Annotated in this window: 16 protein-coding genes; 1 reads left to right on the plus strand and 15 read right to left on the minus strand. The window is 60.9% G+C overall.

The window, feature by feature from the left end; all coding sequences use genetic code 11:
• Window positions 1-168: 168 nt before the first annotated feature.
• The 7 genes from LJU29_RS02985 to LJU29_RS03015 all read right to left on the minus strand — a co-directional run bounded on the left by LJU29_RS02985 (window position 169) and on the right by LJU29_RS03015 (window position 7291).
• Window positions 169-1122, minus strand: a complete 954-nt coding sequence (locus LJU29_RS02985; protein WP_002555524.1) for an adenosine deaminase — start codon at window positions 1120-1122, stop codon at window positions 169-171.
• A gap of 78 nt (window positions 1123-1200) precedes the next feature.
• Window positions 1201-2166 (minus strand): 2-oxoglutarate and iron-dependent oxygenase domain-containing protein, encoded by a 966-nt coding sequence (locus LJU29_RS02990; protein WP_057452894.1) that lies wholly within the window; start codon window positions 2164-2166, stop codon window positions 1201-1203.
• 75 nt (window positions 2167-2241) lie between these two features.
• Window positions 2242-3336: a BMP family ABC transporter substrate-binding protein gene (locus LJU29_RS02995; protein WP_005731182.1), complete on the minus strand. Its 1095-nt coding sequence runs from the start codon at window positions 3334-3336 to the stop codon at window positions 2242-2244.
• Window positions 3337-3619: 283 nt separating this feature from the next.
• Entirely contained in the window at window positions 3620-4411 is a 792-nt protein-coding gene (fecE, locus tag LJU29_RS03000) for a Fe(3+) dicitrate ABC transporter ATP-binding protein FecE (RefSeq protein ID WP_057452892.1), read from the minus strand.
• Window positions 4412-4415: 4 nt separating this feature from the next.
• Window positions 4416-5384, minus strand: coding sequence for an iron chelate uptake ABC transporter family permease subunit (locus LJU29_RS03005; RefSeq protein ID WP_005752871.1), 969 nt, complete (start codon window positions 5382-5384; stop codon window positions 4416-4418).
• A complete protein-coding gene (gene fecC, locus LJU29_RS03010) occupies window positions 5381-6370 on the minus strand; it encodes an iron-dicitrate ABC transporter permease FecC (protein WP_058400852.1) in 990 nt (329 codons plus the stop codon). Before fecC ends, LJU29_RS03005 begins: the two co-directional genes overlap by 4 nt.
• On the minus strand, window positions 6371-7291 hold the full coding sequence (locus tag LJU29_RS03015) for a Fe(3+) dicitrate ABC transporter substrate-binding protein FecB (RefSeq protein WP_003431850.1): 921 nt from the start codon (window positions 7289-7291) through the stop codon (window positions 6371-6373).
• A gap of 265 nt (window positions 7292-7556) precedes the next feature.
• Between LJU29_RS03015 and LJU29_RS03020 the strand changes: the two genes are divergently transcribed.
• The gene (locus LJU29_RS03020; protein WP_257111623.1) at window positions 7557-8654 is read left to right on the plus strand and encodes a calcium:cation antiporter; all 1098 of its coding nucleotides are present in this window, start codon (window positions 7557-7559) and stop codon (window positions 8652-8654) included.
• 98 nt (window positions 8655-8752) lie between these two features.
• Here LJU29_RS03020 and LJU29_RS03025 read toward each other — a convergent pair whose 3' ends face one another.
• From LJU29_RS03025 to LJU29_RS03060, 8 genes are all read right to left on the minus strand, one after another.
• Window positions 8753-10108, minus strand: a complete 1356-nt coding sequence (locus LJU29_RS03025) for an 8-oxoguanine deaminase (protein ID WP_005752878.1) — start codon at window positions 10106-10108, stop codon at window positions 8753-8755.
• Between the two features lie 123 nt (window positions 10109-10231).
• Window positions 10232-10921: an SDR family oxidoreductase gene (locus tag LJU29_RS03030; RefSeq protein ID WP_054995097.1), complete on the minus strand. Its 690-nt coding sequence runs from the start codon at window positions 10919-10921 to the stop codon at window positions 10232-10234.
• Window positions 10922-11164: 243 nt separating this feature from the next.
• Window positions 11165-12091: an ABC transporter permease gene (locus LJU29_RS03035; RefSeq protein WP_004666363.1), complete on the minus strand. Its 927-nt coding sequence runs from the start codon at window positions 12089-12091 to the stop codon at window positions 11165-11167.
• Window positions 12091-13191: an ABC transporter permease gene (locus LJU29_RS03040; protein WP_257111624.1), complete on the minus strand. Its 1101-nt coding sequence runs from the start codon at window positions 13189-13191 to the stop codon at window positions 12091-12093. The genes LJU29_RS03035 and LJU29_RS03040 overlap by 1 nt, the downstream gene beginning before the upstream one ends.
• An 11-nt stretch (window positions 13192-13202) precedes the next feature.
• The gene (locus tag LJU29_RS03045) at window positions 13203-14756 is read right to left on the minus strand and encodes an ABC transporter ATP-binding protein (protein ID WP_257111625.1); all 1554 of its coding nucleotides are present in this window, start codon (window positions 14754-14756) and stop codon (window positions 13203-13205) included.
• Window positions 14757-15278: 522 nt separating this feature from the next.
• Window positions 15279-15872: an IMPACT family protein gene (locus tag LJU29_RS03050; protein ID WP_257111626.1), complete on the minus strand. Its 594-nt coding sequence runs from the start codon at window positions 15870-15872 to the stop codon at window positions 15279-15281.
• Window positions 15873-15904: 32 nt separating this feature from the next.
• Window positions 15905-16567 carry a TetR/AcrR family transcriptional regulator gene (locus LJU29_RS03055; protein ID WP_002555510.1) on the minus strand — a complete coding sequence of 221 codons (663 nt, stop codon included), beginning with the start codon at window positions 16565-16567 and terminating at the stop codon, window positions 15905-15907.
• Window positions 16568-16662: 95 nt separating this feature from the next.
• Window positions 16663-18060 (minus strand): uracil-xanthine permease family protein, encoded by a 1398-nt coding sequence (locus LJU29_RS03060; RefSeq protein ID WP_057404556.1) that lies wholly within the window; start codon window positions 18058-18060, stop codon window positions 16663-16665.
• Window positions 18061-18101: the final 41 nt, after the last annotated feature.

Below are 18101 nucleotides of genomic sequence, written 5' to 3' on the forward strand. Positions count from 1 at the left end.
GAGCGTCGCGAAAGGCATTTCCACGCGAAGCGTTAGGAACGATGGATGTGCGTGCCCGCCCCACCACTATCGTGCCAACGCTCCGCGTTGGTATGCAGTTCCGGACGCTCTGCGTCCTCTGCGACGCAGAGCATGAGCAGCGATGGATGTAACTCGCTCAATCCCTCTTTAGGGCTTGACCAGTCGTGCATCCAGGCTGTTTTGTGCCAAGCGTTTTGCCTGATCTTCGGTCATGCCCAGGTGGGTGTACAGCGCATGGAAGTTTTCGGTCACGTAGCCACCGAAGTAGGCCGGGTCGTCCGAGTTGACGGTGACTTTCACGCCACGCTCGAGCATGTCGAGGATGTTGTGCTGGGCCATGTCGTCGAACACGCAGAGCTTGGTGTTGGACAGCGGGCAGACGGTCAGCGGGATTTGTTCGTCGATGATGCGCTGCATCAGTCGCTCGTCTTCAATGGCGCGTACACCGTGGTCGATGCGCTCGATCTTCAGCAGGTCCAGTGCTTCCCAGATGTATTCCGGCGGGCCTTCTTCTCCGGCGTGGGCGACGGTCAGGAAGCCCTCGCTGCGGGCGCGATCAAATACGCGCTGGAACTTGCTTGGCGGATGGCCCATCTCGGAGCTATCGAGGCCCACGGCGACGAACGCATCACGGAACGGCAGCGCCTGATCGAGGGTTTTTTCGGCTTCTTCTTGGGACAGGTGACGCAGGAAGCTCAGGATCAGACCGCTGTCGACGCCCAGCTTCGACTTGCCGTCTTTCAGCGCACCGGTAATCCCGGCCAGCACCACTTCAAACGGGATACCACGGTCGGTGTGGGTTTGCGGATCGAAGAACGGTTCGGTGTGGATAACGTTCTGTTCCTTGCAGCGCAGCAGGTAAGCCCAGGTCAGGTCGTAGAAGTCCTGCTCTGTGCGCAAAACGTCCGCACCGCGGTAATACAGATCAAGGAATTCCTGCAGGTTGTTGAAGGCATAGGCCTTGCGCAGGGTTTCGACGTCATTCCACGGCAGGGCAATTTTGTTGCGCTCTGCCAGGGCGAACAGCAACTCGGGTTCCAGCGAACCTTCGAGGTGCAAGTGCAGTTCTGCCTTGGGCAGGGCGTTCAACCAGTCGTACATATTCTTTTCTCATCAGGTGCAGATCGCGGGCATTCTACAGATGCACGTCGCTGCGCAGGGTAAAACCTGACCGAACGTTCAACTTGCCTCCTGATCGCGGCGGTAAGCATAGGTATCAGCAAAGCGCGACAGCAGAAACTCGGCGCAGGTGGTAACAGGATAGCGCGCTGGCTGGCTTTCGCTCTGGCAACCGGGCAGGCATTCAATACGCGTGTCGGGATGCGGTTCGGCGAAAAACGGCATCGAATAGCGGTCGACGCCAAGCGGGCTGATAACCCGGTGCGGCGTGGACAGATAACGGTCGTTGCTCCAGCGCGCCATCATGTCGCCGAGGTTGACCACGAACGTGCCGTCAATCGGCGGCGCGTCGATCCATTCGCCCCGCACGTCGCGCACCTGCAAGCCGCCCGCCGTGTCCTGATACAGCAGGGTGATGCAGCCATAATCGGTATGCGCGCCTGCGCCTTGTTGCTCGGCCGAGGTCGCTGTATCACGCGGTGGGTAATGAATCATGCGCAGCACGCTGACCGGGTCCTTGAAGCGCTGATCGAAGAAATCGCGTTCGATGCCCAGCGCCAGGGTCATGGCGCGCAGCAGGGTTTGCGCCAATGCCTGCATGTCCAGGTAATGCTGTTCCATCAGGCTTTCCCAGCCGGGAATGTCCGGGTGCCGATTGGGCCCGCGCAATGGTTTGCCAGCCAGTACGTCGGGATGGCCTGAATCCAGATGCAGGCCCATGTCGAAGGTTTCCTTCAGGTCGCTCGGCAGGCTGGGGTCCAGTTGCTCTGTAGCGATGGCACCGTAGCCGCGATGATGGGTGCTTTGCGTGATGTCGATGATGAGCTTTTCGGCTGCCGGACGAGCGAAAAAGTCTTTGGCTGCCGATTGCACCTGCTCGATGCGTTGCGCGCTGATCGGGTGGCCCTTGATATAAAAGAAACCCCATTGCCGACAGGCACTGTCGATCTGCCGGGCAACATCCTGCCAGGCCTCAAGGTCGGTGCCGTAGAGCGGGGCTATGTCGATGACGGGAAGCTGGTCCATTAACGGTCCTGGAAATCATGTGGTGTTCGCTGTCGATGAGCGTGCCCGCCGAAGCAGGCACGAGACGCCAGGCGGTTATTTAGGCAGTTCGGCCTTGATCCCTTCGACGTAATAGTTCATCGACGCCAGCTCAGCGTTGGTTGCAACCACGCCGTCAGCAATTTTCACGGTGCCGTTCTGGTCCTTGATCGGCCCGGTGAACGGATGGAATTCGCCGCTTTCGATGCTGGCGATGATCTTCTGCGCCTCAGCCTTCACATCAGCAGGCACCACGTCGCTGATCGGCAACTCGACCGTACCCTCTTTCAGGCCGCCCCAGTAATCCTGTGGTTTCCAGGTGCCTGCGATGGCACCCTCGGCGGCCTGAATGTAATGCGGGCCCCAGTTGTTGACGATGGAAGCCAGTACCGCTTTCGGCCCGAAGTGCGCCATGTCCGAAGCGTAGCCAACTGCATAGACGCCACGACGCTCGGCGGTCTGGATCGGCGCAGGGCTGTCGGTGTGCTGGAAGACCACATCAACGCCCTGATCGATGAGTGCGTTGGCAGCATCGGCTTCCTTGCCCGGATCGAACCAGGAGTTGACCCACACCACTTTGATCTCGGTGCCCGGGTTGTATTTGTTCAGCGCCAGCTGGATGGCGTCGATGTCACGCAGCACTTCAGGGATCGGGAATGAAGCGACATAACCGATTTTCTTGGTCTTGGTCATTTTCGCGGCGATGTAACCGCTCACGTAACGACCCTCATAGGTTCGGGCCAGATACGTGCCCATGTTCTTGTCCTGCTTGTAGCCGGTCGCGTGCTCGAACTTCACCTTGGGGAATTGCTTGGCGACTTTCAGAGTGGGGTTCATGTAGCCGAACGAGGTACTGAAAATCAGGTCGTAACCGCCCTTGGCCATGTTGCGGATAACCCGTTCGGCGTCCGCGCCTTCCGGTACGTTTTCCACATAGCTGCTGCTGACCTTGTCGCCCAGCGCCTTGACCATCGCCTGGCGGCCCTGCTCGTGCTGATAGGTCCAGCCGTGGTCGCCAATGGGGCCGATGTAGACGAATCCGACTTTCAGCGGATCGGCTGCCGAGGCGAGCAGGCTGGAGCCAATGCCGACAACGGCGGCCATGGCGCACAGCAGTTTTTTCAGGGGACGACGTGGGTTGGTCAGGTGCATCGGGTCTAGCTCCTTGCGGTCTTGTTGGAGTGCATGCCCGAGCAATGCAAATAACTGACCAACAGGACAACTTACGATGCTGGCGTGCTTCACCCTGTAGCAATAGTGCGTGTGTAGGAGCGGGCTTGTCCGCGAAGGAGGTCGTTCAGACGATGCATTTTCGGAGAATATGCCGACCCTTTCGCGAACAAGTTCGCTCCCACGGCCTTCGGCCAGAATCTAAAACAGACTTGTGTGTAACGCGTAGTGCAGCGAGAAGGTGCAGGTGCGGTGGGCTGCGCCGCTAACTGGTGCAGCGCGTGCTGCGCTCGACGATGCACATCGGCGTACCGGCCACGGGTTCGCGCATGATCTGCACCTGCACATCGAACACCTGGCAGACCAGCTCGGCTGTCAGCACCTCGCCCGGCGCGCCGCAGGTCACCAGACGTCCACCCTGCATGACCGCCAGATGGTCGGCATAGCGACAGGCCTGATTGATGTCGTGCAGCACGGTAATCACGGTTTTGCCTTCGGCGCTGAGTTCGCGCATCAGGTCCAGCAGTTCGACCTGATGGCTGATGTCCAGATAGGTGGTCGGCTCGTCGAGCAGGACGATGGCCGCGTCCTGCGCAAGGATCATCGCCAGCCAGGCGCGCTGTCGTTGCCCGCCGGACAGATCCGACAGCGGGCGCTCGGCCAGTGTGTCCAGCTCCATGCGCTGCAAGGCTTGATCGACACTGTGTTGATCGGCGCCACTCAGGCGACCCCACAGACTGTTGTGCGGACTGCGGCCGTACGCCACCAGCTGGCGTACGCTGACGCCTTCCGGAATCGGCAGCACTTGCGGCAGAAAAGCCACCTTGCGCGCCAGCTCGTTGGCCGACAGCTGACGGTAGGCCGTGCCATCCAGACTGAGACTGCCCGATTGCGGGGTGAGAATTCGGGCGAAGGCCTTGAGCAGGGTGGATTTGCCGCAGCCATTGGGACCGATCAGCGCAGTGACCTGCGCAGGCGGCGGGCTGAACGACAGGTCTTGCACGATGCGTGTTGCGCCGTAGCCGATGTCGAGTTGCTGCGCCTTCAGAATACTCATGGGATCAACCTTTGAATCGGGCCAGCAGCCAGAGGAAATACGGAGCGCCGATCACCGCCGTGAGAATACCGGCGGGGATCTCGCTGGGTGCGATCAATGTGCGGCCCAGCGTGTCGGCCAGCACCAGCAATAACGCGCCCAATACCATGGAGGCGGGCAGCAGGTATTGATGATGACCGCCGACCAGACGGCGTGCCATGTGTGGCGCGACCAGCCCGACAAAACTCACCGGTCCGATGATGCCCACGCCCAGGCTGGTCAACAGCACGGCACTGCCCATCGCCAGCCAGCGCGTACGTTTGAGGCCGGTACCCAGGCTCTGCGCTGCTTCATCGCCCAGGCCGATCAGGTTCAGCGGTTTGGCCAGCAGCAAGCTGAGCGGGATCAGCAGCAGAAGCGGCGAGGCCAGCAACACATGGTGCCAGTTACGGCTCCACAAACTGCCGGTCAGGGCCAGCAGGGCGGTATTGATATCCAGCGGGTTGGACAGAATCAGAAATTCGGTGATGCTCGACAGCGTCACGGCAATCGCTACCCCGGAGAGCGCGAAACGCACGCCAGAGAACTGCACGCCGGTGTTGTACAACGCCAGCAGCAATGCCCCCGCTGCACCGCCCAGACACGCCACAAACGGCAGCGCGGCCACCGGCAATTGCGGCAGGCCGATAATCGCGACGGTCAGCGCCAGCCCTGCGCCCTGAGTCACGCCAAGAATTTCCGGCGAGGCCAGCGGGTTGCGAATCACACCTTGCACGATGGCGCCCGCCAGGCCGAACGCGCAGCCGGTCATGATTGCGATCAGTCCGCGTGGCAGGCGGTGATTCCAGACTTCGAAGTCCTTGCTGTCGTGGGCGATCAGATGATCAAGCACCGCGCCGGGCGTCAGCCAGACGGTGCCCGCGCTGAGGCTCAACAGCAGGGCCAGTACCAGCAACACAATCAGCAACAACAGCCGTGAGCGAGACTGGTTCATAGCGCGCGCCTCGCCAGAAACAGAAAGAACGGCGCGCCAATCAACGCCGTGACCACGCCGGCCGGCGTTTCCACGGGGAATGCCACGGCGCGGCTGATCAGGTCGGAAGCCAGCACGATAGCCGCACCCAGTCCGGCGCTGATCGGGATCAACCAGCGGTAGTCATTGCCCAGCCATTGGCGAGCAATGTTCGGCGCGATCAGGCCGACAAACGCTATCGGCCCCACCGCACAGACGCTGGCGCCGACCAGCAGCAGGCTGACCACGAACACCAGCAGACGCAAGGCACCGATACGCACGCCCAGTGAACGGGCAGCGTCTTCGCCGAGGTTGATCAGGTTCAGGCGCGGCGCACAGGCAATCGCCAGCACCAGACCGATCAGCGTGCAAGGCCAGAGCAGTTGCAACTGCGCCGCGCCGACGTTGGCAAGTGAACCGGCCAGCCAGTTGAGGACACTTTGCGCCTGTGCTTCGACAAGAATCACAGTGAGGCGGGTCAAGGCTGCGCACAGCGCGGCGACGGCGACACCCGCCAGCACCAGTCGCCCCTGAGCGGTGGCAGGCGACCATGCGCCGCCAAGACTGAACACGGTGATCCATGCCAACGCACCACCGAGGCAGGTCATCAGCAGCGCGCCGCCGGGGAAGGGCAGGGCGACCAGCCCGGTGGAAAACAGCGCCAGCCCCAGCGCCGCGCCCGCCGTAACGCCAAACAATGAGGGGGAGGCCAAACGGTTGCGCGTGATGCCCTGCATCAAGGCCCCGGCCACGCCGAGGCAGGCACCGACCAGGGCCGCGCACAAGGCGCGTGGCACGCGCAATTGCGCAACGATATAAGCGATATTACCGCCCTCGCGGCCCTGCGTGATCAGTCCGTTCCAGGCATCCACCTGACGAATGCTGAACGACGACAGGGCGAACAGCGACACCCAGAACAGTCCCAGGCAGGTCGCGGTGATCACGCCCGCCATCAGCCAGCGGCGCATTTACGGGTTCAGCACGGCCTTGCCGCCCTTGAGTACGGCAAGCGCGTCGTCGGCGATCTGCTCGGACGCCATGATCCCGCGATTGCGCGCCCAGCTGTCGCCATCCACTTCAGCTACCTGCTTGTTACGTACTGCGCCAAGCACCTGCCACAGCGGCTGCTTGCTCCAGCTGTCGACGATGCTCGGGCGACGATAATGACCGACCAGCAACCAGTTCGGGTCCAATGCCAGCAACTGCTCCAGGCTGACGAATTCGGTGGGCGCGGCGTCTTTGCGTACTTCCGGGACCTTCAGACCGATCGCCTGCAACACGCTGCCCGCATAAGAGTGCGGGCCATGTACCGAGAAGCTGTCTTCGCGTGCGACGCCGAACAGCACGTTGGTGTTGGCCGGAATCTGCTCGGCAACAGTCTTCAGGTGCTGGCGGTTCTCCGCGATCCGCGCCTGCATCTCTGGGCCTTTGCCGAGCGCCACGCCGATCAGCTCGGCAGATTTCAGACTGCCCTGATAATCCTCGCCGCGCGACGGCAGCATCAGTGTTGGTGCCAGGCTGGCCAGATCGTTGTAAAGCGCCTGATGGCGGCCGAGGTCGGCAATGATCAGGTCCGGCTTGAGCCGCGCGATCACTTCTATATTGGGTTGCGAGCGCAGCCCCACGGACTGCCATTCGCCTACCGCCTTACGCACTTTGGGCAGTACCCGGTTGGCATCGCCATCGTCCGCGGCACCGACGGGTGTTACGCCGACCGACGCCAGGCCGTCGAGAAACGAGAACTCCAGCACCACTACGCGCTTGGGAGTGTCAGGCAGGTGGACTTTGTGTTGGCCGTCATCGATGTCGATAGGCGCGGCCTGGGCGGCGCTGGCCATCAAGGTCAGCAGGCCGCAAGCCAGCAGGTGCGGAAGTCGAAAAGCACGCATGGCGAAGGTCCTTTCTAACAAAGCGGAATCATGAAAACAGGCGCGCCCTGAAGGCCGCGAAGAAAACGGCGGGCGCTATTGTTGAAAACGGCGGGCACTATTTCACATCGCGACGACTGGATCAAAAGTCATTTACGTGTGGGTGCAGTTCTCATTCGGGTCATTTGTTGAAACCTTTTGTCACACACCGCACTCTGAACGGCTTCAATGACAGACACGTTCATGACTATCCGCGGCGATCTGTCGCAAGGGTTTGGAGAAAGTAATGGGCGCTTTGCTCAAGCAAGAAAAGTTTCTACTGCTGGCAATCATTGCCATGTTTGTCGCCTATCCGCTGGAGCATGTACTGCTGGGCAACGGACAGGTCGTCGCACTGGTTTCCGGGTTGGCGCTGGTCGGCTTCATCGTCTGCGCCTCGGTGCGCGTCGCGCATCACGCCGAGATGCTCGCGGAAAAGGTCGGTGATCCCTACGGGACGATGATCCTCACGCTCTCGGCGGTGCTGGTCGAAGTGGTGATTCTGGCGATCATGATGAGCAACGAACCATCGCCGACGCTGGTGCGAGACACCATTTACTCGGCGGTGATGCTCGACATCAACGGCATCCTTGGCCTGGCCGCGCTGATGGGCGGTATCAAGCACGGCGAGCAGTCCTATAACGATGACTCGGCGCGCACCTATAGCGTGATGATCCTCACCGCCATGGGCGTGTCGATGGTGGTGCCCGAGTTCATCCCCAAAGGCGACTGGAAGATCTATTCGGCGTTCACCATTGGCGCGATGATTCTGCTCTACACGCTGTTCCTGCGCATGCAGGTCGGCCCGCACAGCTACTTTTTCAGCTACAGCTACCCGGAAAAGAAAAAACGCCAGGGCTCGGATCAGGCTGAACAGCATGCAGAGCCGGTCAACCTGACCCGCTCGATTGTCACATTGGTCACCGGTGTGGTGGTGATTGGCGCGCTGGCTGAAGTGATGTCCAAGACGGTCGACCTGGGCCTGGAAGGGACGGGGGCACCGCCAGTGATGACCGCCATTCTGGTGGCCGCCATTTCCGCTGCACCAGAGATTCTGACCGCCCTGCGCGCGGCACTCGCCAACCGCATGCAGTCAGTGGTCAACATCGCTTTGGGTGCATCGTTGTCCACCGTGATTCTGACGGTTCCGGTCATGGAAGCGATGGCGCTTTACAGCGGCCAGCCGTTCCAGATGGCCATGACGCCGGTGCAGACCGTGATGATCTTCATCACCCTGCTGGTGTCCGCCATCAACCTCAACGACGGCGAAACCAACGCCATCGAAGGCATGACCCACTTCGTGCTGTTCGCGACGTTCATCATGCTGTCGTGCCTGGGGCTTTAGGAATGTCACGCTCTGCGTCGCAAGAGGACGCAGAGCGTCCTGAACGGCATGCCGACGCGGAGCGTCGCACGATAAGTTAATGAACGGCATGCCAATGCTCAGCCCTCAATCAACTCTCGCGCTGCCTGGCTGTGATCGGCAATCAACTGCTTGATATCCAGGCCTTCAACCTGCCCGTCAATCACTCGCCACTGACCGCCAACCATCACTCGGTCGGCACGGTCAGCGCCGCACAGCAACAGCGCCGAGAGCGGATCATGGCTGCCGGAAAAACGCAGTTCGTCCAGCTTGAACAGCGCCAGATCGGCCTGTTTACCCACCGCCAGCTCACCGATATCGGTACGTCCCAGTAATTGCGCTGACCCCTTGGTGGCCCAGCCCAGCACAAGTTGCGGGGTGATTTTCTCGGCGCCGTAGCGCAGGCGCTGCAGGTAAAGCGCCTGGCGGGTTTCGAGGATCATGTTCGATGCATCGTTGGACGCCGAACCATCGACCCCGAGCCCCAGCGGCGCGCCAGCAGCGATCAGCTCCAGCGTCGGGCAGATGCCAGAAGCCAGGCGCATGTTCGAGCTTGGGCAGTGACAGACGCCGGTGCCCGCAGCGCCGAGGCGGGCAATCTCGTCGGGGTTGAAATGAATGCCGTGGGCCAGCCAGGTGCGCGGGCCGAGCCAGCCGACACTGTCCAGATAATCCACGGTGCGCAGGCCGAAGCGTTGCAGGCAGAAGTCCTCTTCGTCGAGGGTTTCAGCCAGATGCGTGTGCAGGCGCACGTCGAGTTTTTCGGCCATGGCCGCACTCTCGGACATGATTTGCGGCGTGACCGAGAACGGCGAGCAGGGTGCCAGCGCGATCTGGATCTGCGCACCATCGCCGCGCTCGTGATAGGTCTCGATCAGGCGCTGACTGTCGGCCAGAATCACCTCGCCCTGCTGCACGGTTTGCTGTGGCGGCAAACCTCCGTCGGCTTCACCAAGGCTCATCGAACCACGCGTCAACATTGCGCGCATACCCAGCTCGCGAACGCTTTGCACCTGAACATCGATGGCGTGTTCCAGCCCGTCGGGGAACAGATAGTGATGGTCAGCAGCCGTTGTACAACCCGACAGCAGCAATTCAGCCAGCGCCACCTTGCTGGCGACCGCGAGCTTCTCTGGCGTCAGGCGCGCCCATACCGGGTACAGGGTTTTCAGCCACGGGAATAATGGCTGGTTGACCACCGGTGCCCAGGCGCGGGTGAGGGTTTGGTAGAAGTGATGATGCGTGTTGATAAGCCCCGGCAGCAGCACATGCTCACGGACATCGAACATCTGAGTGCAGGGTTTTGAAGGAGTTTGCCCGGCGGCCAGCACTTCGGTGATGACGCCGCCTTCGATCACCAGACCGCCACGGGCGTCCAGGTCATTGGCAGTGAACACGGCAAGGGGATTTTTCAACCAGATACGGATCGCAGGCATGGGCCGGCTCCTCTGAAAGACAGGTTCAGGTTAGCCAGCTCAGTGTTGCCCTGTCTGCTGATCCAGGGTCCCCGGGGTCAGGTGCGCCCCGGCGAAGGACGGCGATTCTAGTCGAGCAGCCGATTACCAGGCAATCGTCTTGCCCTGGTAATCGATGAAGTGATGGCCGCCCTTGCCTGCGTAGGCATTGAGCTGTTCGACAAGCCCGGTGGTGCTGGTCATGACGTCGATGGCGGCATTTTCGCCGCCCATGTCGGTCTTCACCCAACCCGGATGCATCGACAGCACGGTAGGACGGTTCTCGCCCAGCTCGGTGACAAAGGTATTGGTCATCGAATTGAGTGCAGCCTTGCTGGCCTTGTACAACGCAAGGTTTGCGCCGTCCGGGCAAGTGACGCTGCCCAGCCACGAACTCATGAACGCCAGAACGCCCGTACCGGGACGAAGTTGATCGACGAAGCGTTCGGCCAGACGAATCGGTGCCACCGCGTTGGTCAGGAACAACTGCCCGAGTTCGGCAGCGGTCGACTTCGCAGCGCTCTGGTGTGCCGCGCCACTGATGCCAGCATTGACGAACAGCACGTCGAACACTTCACCGCGCAGCTTCTGGACCAGCACTTCAAGCGAGGCCGTTTCGTCCAGATCCACCGCTTCGATGCGCACGCCCTCGACCGCTTTCAGGTTTTCAGCGTTTTGCGGATCACGTACGGTGGCGGTGACGTGCCAGCCCTGTTCGGTCAAGCGCTGCACCAGCCCGAGCCCGAGGCCACGCGAAGCACCGATAATGAGGGCGGTTTTCTTGGTAGTGGTCATGAATGATTCCTTGGCAAATTGAGAGACAGACTCCATGGCAGCGCCAGCAGGACCTCTCGAAAGTTTCGACCCCGCAGCGTACTACTGCCTATGCAGTGTTGGAATCTCCATGAGCCGGAAACGTTCAAGGTAGATGTCTGATGCTGAGCATCGGCGCGACAGTCGGGATTATCGTTCCGCACGCTCCAGCGTGGGAATGCCGTTCATGAGGCTCTGCGTCAACCATCTGCGCCGCGAGCTCCCTCAATGCCCCGCCCGCCAAGGCTGGCCCAGCGATACCGGCGCATACAGTCGGGTGCGCAGGGCGTCGCGGGAGAGCAGGACGAGGACGATGATGGTGGCGAGGTAAGGCAGCATCGCCAGCAGGTTGGACGGGATGGCCAGGCCGATGCCTTGCGCGACCAGGTGCAGGATGCTGGCGAGGCCGAACAGGTACGCACCGAGCAGTAGACGCCACACGCGCCAGCTGGCGAACACCACCAGCGCCAAGGCTATCCAGCCGCGTCCGGCGCTCATGTTTTCCGCCCACATCGGTGTGTAGGCCAGCGACAGGTAGGCCCCGGCCAGCCCAGCCATTGCGCCGCCGAACAGCACGGCCAACGTGCGTACACGCAACACTGGCAAGCCCATGGCGCTGGCCGCATCGGGATTTTCGCCGACCGCCTGGATAATCAGCCCGACGCGGCTTTTCAGCAGCGCCCAGGCGACCAGTGCAAACAGCGCAAAGGACAGGTAGACCAGCAGGTCCTGGGCAAACAGCATGCGGCCGATCAGCGGAATGTCACTCAGCAGCGGGATGGCCACCGGTTCAAAACCACTCAATGGCTTGCCGACCCAGGCGGCACCGACGAAGCTGGAAAGGCCGACGCCGAAGATGGTCAACGCCAGCCCGGTTGCAACCTGATTGGCGTTGAACACCAGCGCCACCAGCGCAAACAGTGCCGACAGCAGCATGCCAGCGAGCATCGCCAGCAGCACGCCCAGCCATAGATTGCCGGTACTCAGGGCGATGATGAAACCGATCACCGCGCCAAACAGCATCATGCCTTCCTGACCCAGGTTGATGACGCCGCTTTTTTCGCAGATCAGTTCGCCCAGCGCCACCAGCAGCAAGGGGGTTCCGCAGCGGACCATGGCATAGAAAATGTTGCTCAGCAGGTCGATATCCATCATGCGGCTCCTGTGACGGCTGTCATCTGGCGCTTGGCCCAGTGCAGTTTCAAACGTGGGCGATAAAGAATCAGCACATCACAGGCCAGCAGGAAGAACAGCATCATCCCCTGAAACAATTGCGTGATTGCCAAGGGCAGGTTCAAGGTCATTTGTGCGCTTTCACCACCCAGGTACAGCAAGGCGATCAGCAGGCTGGAGAACAGAATGCCAATGGGGTTGAGGCGTCCGAGAAAAGCCACGGTGATCGCGGCATAGCCGTAACCCGGCGAGACCTGCGGCACCAGTTGACCGATCGGCCCGGTCACTTCCGACACGCCCGCCAGACCGGCCAGTGCGCCACTGATCAACAGTGCCAGCCATACCAGTTGCTTCTCGCGAAAGCCGACGAAACCGGCAGCACGCTTGTCGAGCCCGAGCACCTTGATCTGGAAACCGACAAAGCTGCGCTGCAGCAATACCCAGACCGCGACCAGTGCCAGCAGGGCGAAGTACACGCCGATGTGCGCGCGGCCATCTTCCATCAGCAGCGGCAGGCGGCTGGCGTCGCCAAAAGTCGCTGACTCCGGGAAATTCATGCCCGCCGGGTCTTTAAGCGGCCCGTGCACGAAGTACAGCAGCAAGTTGAGGGCGATGTAGTTGAGCATGATGCTGGTGAGGATTTCATTGGCGTTGAAGTGCGTGCGCAGCCAGGCGGTCACGCCCGCCCAGGCCGCGCCTGCCAGGGTGCCGGCCAGCAGCACCATGACCAAGGCCCAGCGACTTTCCATCTCGATGATATTCACCGCTACGGCACTGCCCGCCAATGCGCCGAGCAGCAACTGGCCTTCCGCGCCGATGTTCCAGATGCGCGCTTGATACGCGACCGCCAGGCCCAGCGCGCAGAGCAGAATCGGCAAGGTCTTGACCATCAATTCCGACATGCCATACCAGTCGCTGACCGGTGCGATCAGCAAGGTGTGCAGCGTCACCCAAGGGTTGAGCCCCAGGCCGATGAACAGCAGCGAGCCGCAGACCAGTGTCAGGACGGCAGCCAGTAAAGGGGAACACCACAACATGGCGCGCGATTGCTGGCCGCGCGGTTCCAGAGAAAGCAGCATCTTTTGCTCCGTTAACCCGCCGCATGGGCCAGGGTGTGAGAATGATCGAACTGTCCCGCCATCCAGCCGCCGATTTGCACGGTGCTGGTCTGTTCAGTGGGGATCAGGTCGGAAAGCTGGCCGCCGCTCAGGGCGGCGAGTCGGTCGCTGATCTGGAACAACTCGTCCAGGTCTTCGGAAATCACCAGAATGGCTGCCCCCGCGTCACGCAAGGCAATCAATGCCCGGTGAATCGCTGCGGCAGCACCGACATCCACGCCCCAGGTCGGGTGCGCAGCAATCAGCAGTTTGGGGTTTTGCAGGATTTCCCGGCCGAGAATGAATTTCTGCAGGTTGCCGCCCGAGAGGCTGCGCGCCGCGGCCTGTGCGTCCGGCGTCTTGACCGCAAAGCGACGGATGATTTCGTCGGCCAGTGCGCGAACCTTGCCGCGCTGGATCAAGCCGTTGCTCACCAGTCCTTGCTGGAAAGCGGTCAGCAGAGCGTTGTCGGCCAGGCTGAGTTCAGGCACTGCACCATGCCCCAGACGCTCTGCCGGAACGAACGCCAGCCCACGCTTGCGGCGGGCGTCGGGGCGCAGGTCGCCGACCGGGGTGTCTTGGAAGCGCAGGGTCGTCGCCTGGGCATGAGGCAGTGTCTGTTCGCCACTCAGCAGCGCCAGCAATTCATCCTGACCATTGCCGGCAACGCCCGCAATGCCGACGATTTCGCCGCTGCGTACTTCCAGGCTCAGGTCTTTCAGTGAGCAACCGAACGGGTCCGGGTTGTGCCAGGACAGCTTGTCGACGCGCAGAAAGGCTTCGCTGCCGCTGACTTTGTCGTAGTGCGCGGTCAAGCCTTCGGCATCACCGACCATCAAGCGCGCCAGCTCCAGATCGGAGCATTCAGCCGGGATACAGTGCCCGGATACCTTACCGTTGCGCAGGACGGTTGCGCTGTGACACAAGGCGCGAACCTCGCCCAGCTTGTGACTGATAAACAGAATGCTGCAGCCTTCTGCGGCCAGATGCCTGAGGGTCACGAACAGCTCTTCGGCTTCCTGGGGTGTGAGCACAGAGGTGGGCTCGTCGAGGATCAACAGACGAATGTCCTGCATCAGGCAGCGAATGATTTCGACTTTCTGCCGCTCGCCAATCGACAGGCTATGGACCAGGCGCTGGGGCTCCACTGCCATGCCGTAGCGTTGCGAAACCTCGCGAATGCGCGGTTCCAGTTGTTTGGGCGTGCCTGCCGCAGCGCCCATAGCCAAGGCGATGTTTTGCGCGACGCTGAGGGTTTCGAACAGCGAGAAATGCTGGAACACCATGCCGATCCCCAGACTTCTTGCCTGTGCCGGATTGCGCATGGTCTGCACTTGGCCTTGCCAGATGATCGACCCGGCGTCGGGCTGCGTCACGCCATAGATGATCTTCATCAGCGTGCTTTTGCCGGCACCGTTCTCTCCCAGCAGGGCATGAATCTCGCCGGGCTGAATCGTCAGGTCGACAGCGTCGTTGGCCAGGCAGCCGGGATACCGTTTAGTGATGTGGCGCAGTTGTAGACGCGCAGGTATCGCGTGGTTTGACATGAAAGGCTCGAAGGCAGAAGTGGGTCGCTTGTGGATAAAGCAAAATCCTGGCCAAGGAGTCAGGATTCCTGTCCTGTGCGTTCAATCAAGGTTGAGTGAGGTGTTTTCGACATTCATGGCCGTGCAGTGACAACCTGACGCGATCATTTCGGCACCAGTTCGGGGCGCGCTGGCGGAGCGAGGGGCAAATGTGGCTCTTTGATTTGAGTGAAAAATGTACAGCAGGCGTCAAGCGAGGTGCGTTATACGGATGCGCGACCCTTGCACCTGTTATCCACAGGTTCTTCCACAGATACTGTGCGCAAGCGCGTCAGCGGAGAATAATACGCCGGTGGTTAGCATCCAAAGGGACTAACGAGCGCTAACAGACTGTTTTTGCACCGTTTATGGATCCATGTCAGGCGATTGCTCAAAAAACGATCATTCGCCTGAAACGCAAGCCCGGCAAGGCCCGCAGTGGAGTGTGCTCAGCTTATCCACAGCCGGATGCACAGTAGATGTGGGCAATTGCTGACGCGTTGCCTACTCTGTTGTGGTCTTGTGCAAAACAATTTTGCCGCGACTCAGATCAGCCAGTTGTCGTTGCAGCGTGTCGGCATGCTCGGGGCCTATCGCGATTGCCATCTGCACGCCAGTAGCAGTGAAGTTTTCACTTTCCAGCAGGCCGTTGACTTCCGCGAGACGCAACTTGACCAGCGCCAGTTCACTGAAGCTGCATTCAAGCTGGAATGACGAACGCTGAATCAGCGGCAGACGCTCGGCCTGCTGCAAACATTTGTTGGCACCACCGCCATAGGCGCGGGCCAGGCCTCCAGTCCCCAGTTGAATGCCGCCGTACCAGCGGATCACCAGCACCACGACCTGATCGAATTCCTGCGCCTCGATGGCTGCCAGGATCGGCCTGCCTGCAGTACCGCCCGGTTCCCCGTCATCGTTGCTGCGATACTGACCACCCAGCTTCCAGGCCCAGCAATTGTGGGTGGCGTTGAGGTCGCTGTGCTGCTCGATGAACGCCTGGGCGTCGGCCGGGCTGGCGATGGGGGCGGCGAGGGTGATGAAGCGGCTCTTGCGGATTTCTTCACGAAACTCGCAAGGGCCGACCAGGGTAAAAGGCATGCGTGTATCCAGCTGACGTCAAGGCACCGATTCTACAAGGCTGGCGGCGTGAGCCCACAACCTTTGAGGATGATCCGGATTAGATTATTGCTGGCCTGATCCATGTCTTGCCGGGTCAGGCGGGAGCGACCGGTGACTCGGCAGATCTGCGAGGCAAAATCAGCGTAGTGCTGGGTGCTTCCCCACAGCAGGAAGATCAGGTGTACAGGGTCGACCGGGTCCATCTTGCCTGCATCGATCCAGGCTTGAAAAACCGCTGCCCGGCCCTGGAACCACAGGCGGTAGTCCTGGCTGAAATACTCGCTCATGCATTCGCCACCGCTGATGATCTCCATGGCGAAGATCCGTGAAGCCTGAGGCTGGCGGCGCGAAAACTCCATCTTGGCGCGAATGTAGCGGGCCAGTGCCTCGGCTGGATCATCTTCGACGCTCAGGTGGTTGAACGTGCTGTCCCACAAATCAATGATGTTGCTCAGTACCGCGACATACAGGCCCAGCTTATTGGTGAAGTAGTAATGCAGGTTGGCTTTGGGCAGCCCGGCTTTCAGCGCAATGGTGTTCATGCTGGTGCCCTTGAAGCCGTGGCGGGCAAATTCATCTTCGGCTGCCTGGATGATTGCTTGTTCGTTCTTCTGACGAATACGGCTTGCGGGCTTGGTGACGTGAGCGCTGTGTGCGGGGACTTCAAGGGTCATGGGCAATTCCGGACAGGTCGTAGGGCGCAACTAATGAACAGATAGCGCACCGGCGATTATCTCGCAAGCACCGGCGCAAGTGCGGCTATGGAAACCTATCGTGGTTGTTCAAGGGGATTGGGTTCCGTCGCTGAATCATTCCGGGTCACGGCGACCTTTCCTTCCGGAATCAGCAGGCACATTACGATGGCTGTGATGCCGCCGCTGGTGATGGCCGAATCGAACAGGTTCTGTACCAGTTTGGGCATCTGATGCAGCAGCGCAGGCTGCGCGGCGATACCCAGACCGACACCCAGTGACGTGGCGATGATCAGCATGCTGCGTCGGTCCAGCGGAGACTGGGCCAGAATGCGCACGCCGGCTGCCGCGACGCTGCCGAACATCACCAGCGTTGCGCCTCCGAGTACCGGTTTGGGAATCTGCTGGACGATGGCACCGATGTGCGGGAACAGCCCGAGCACGAACAGCACCGCGCCGATGTACAGTCCGACGTAGCGGCTGGCAACGCCGGTCAGCTGAATTACACCATTGTTCTGCGCAAAGGTGGTGTTAGGGAATGCACTGAACGTTGCGGCAATCATGCAGCTAACACCGTCACCCAGCACGCCACCCTTGAGACGCGCCATGTAGCTCGGGCCACTGATCGGCTGGCGGGCTAGCATGCAATTGGCCGTCAGGTCGCCGACCGTTTCGATACTGCTGATCAGATAAATCAGCGCGACCGGCAGGAAAGCGGTCCAGTCAAAGCTGAAACCAAAACGGAACGGCACCGGCACGCTGATCAAGGGCAGGTCGTGGATCGGCTGTGGAATCAGCTTGCCGCTGAACCAGGCGGCGAGACTGCCGACCGCCAGGCCGATGATGATCGCCGACAAGCGCACCCAGGGCGTATTCGAACGATTAAGTACGATGATCACTGCCAGAACGAAGGCGCCCAGCGCCAGGTTCAACGGCGCGCCGAAGTCAGGTGCGTTGAAGCCTCCGCCCAGGTCTGTAACACCTACCTTGATCAGGCTTATGCCAATCAGCGTAATGACAATGCCGGTCACCAGCGGCGTGATGACACGTCGCAACTGGCCAATACAGCGACTGAGCACGATTTGCACCAGCGCGCCGAAAAAGCACACGCCGAAGATCATCGCCATGATGTCCTCCGGGCTGCCGCCGCGTTGCTTGACCAGAAAACCCGCGGACAACACCGCGCCCAGGAAAGCGAAGCTGGTGCCTTGCAGGCAGATCATGCCTGCGCCGATACCAAACGGGCGGCGCGCCTGAATGAAAGTACCTGTGCCCGACACCATCAGGGCCATGCTGATCAGATACGGCAGGTATTGAGTCAGGCCGAGCGTCGATCCGATGATCAACGGCGGGGTGATGATCCCGACGAAGCTGGCGAGGACATGCTGGAACGCTGCCAATATGGCCGTTAAAGGTCTTGGGCGATCATTCAGGCCGTAAATCAGGTCATCGTTGTCGAGTGTTTCAGGCTGCATGGCGAGGTCTCGGACGGGGAACTGCCATGTACTGGCGTGTC

Source organism: Pseudomonas ficuserectae (assembly GCF_024584585.1).
Lineage (GTDB): Bacteria > Pseudomonadota > Gammaproteobacteria > Pseudomonadales > Pseudomonadaceae > Aquipseudomonas > Aquipseudomonas amygdali.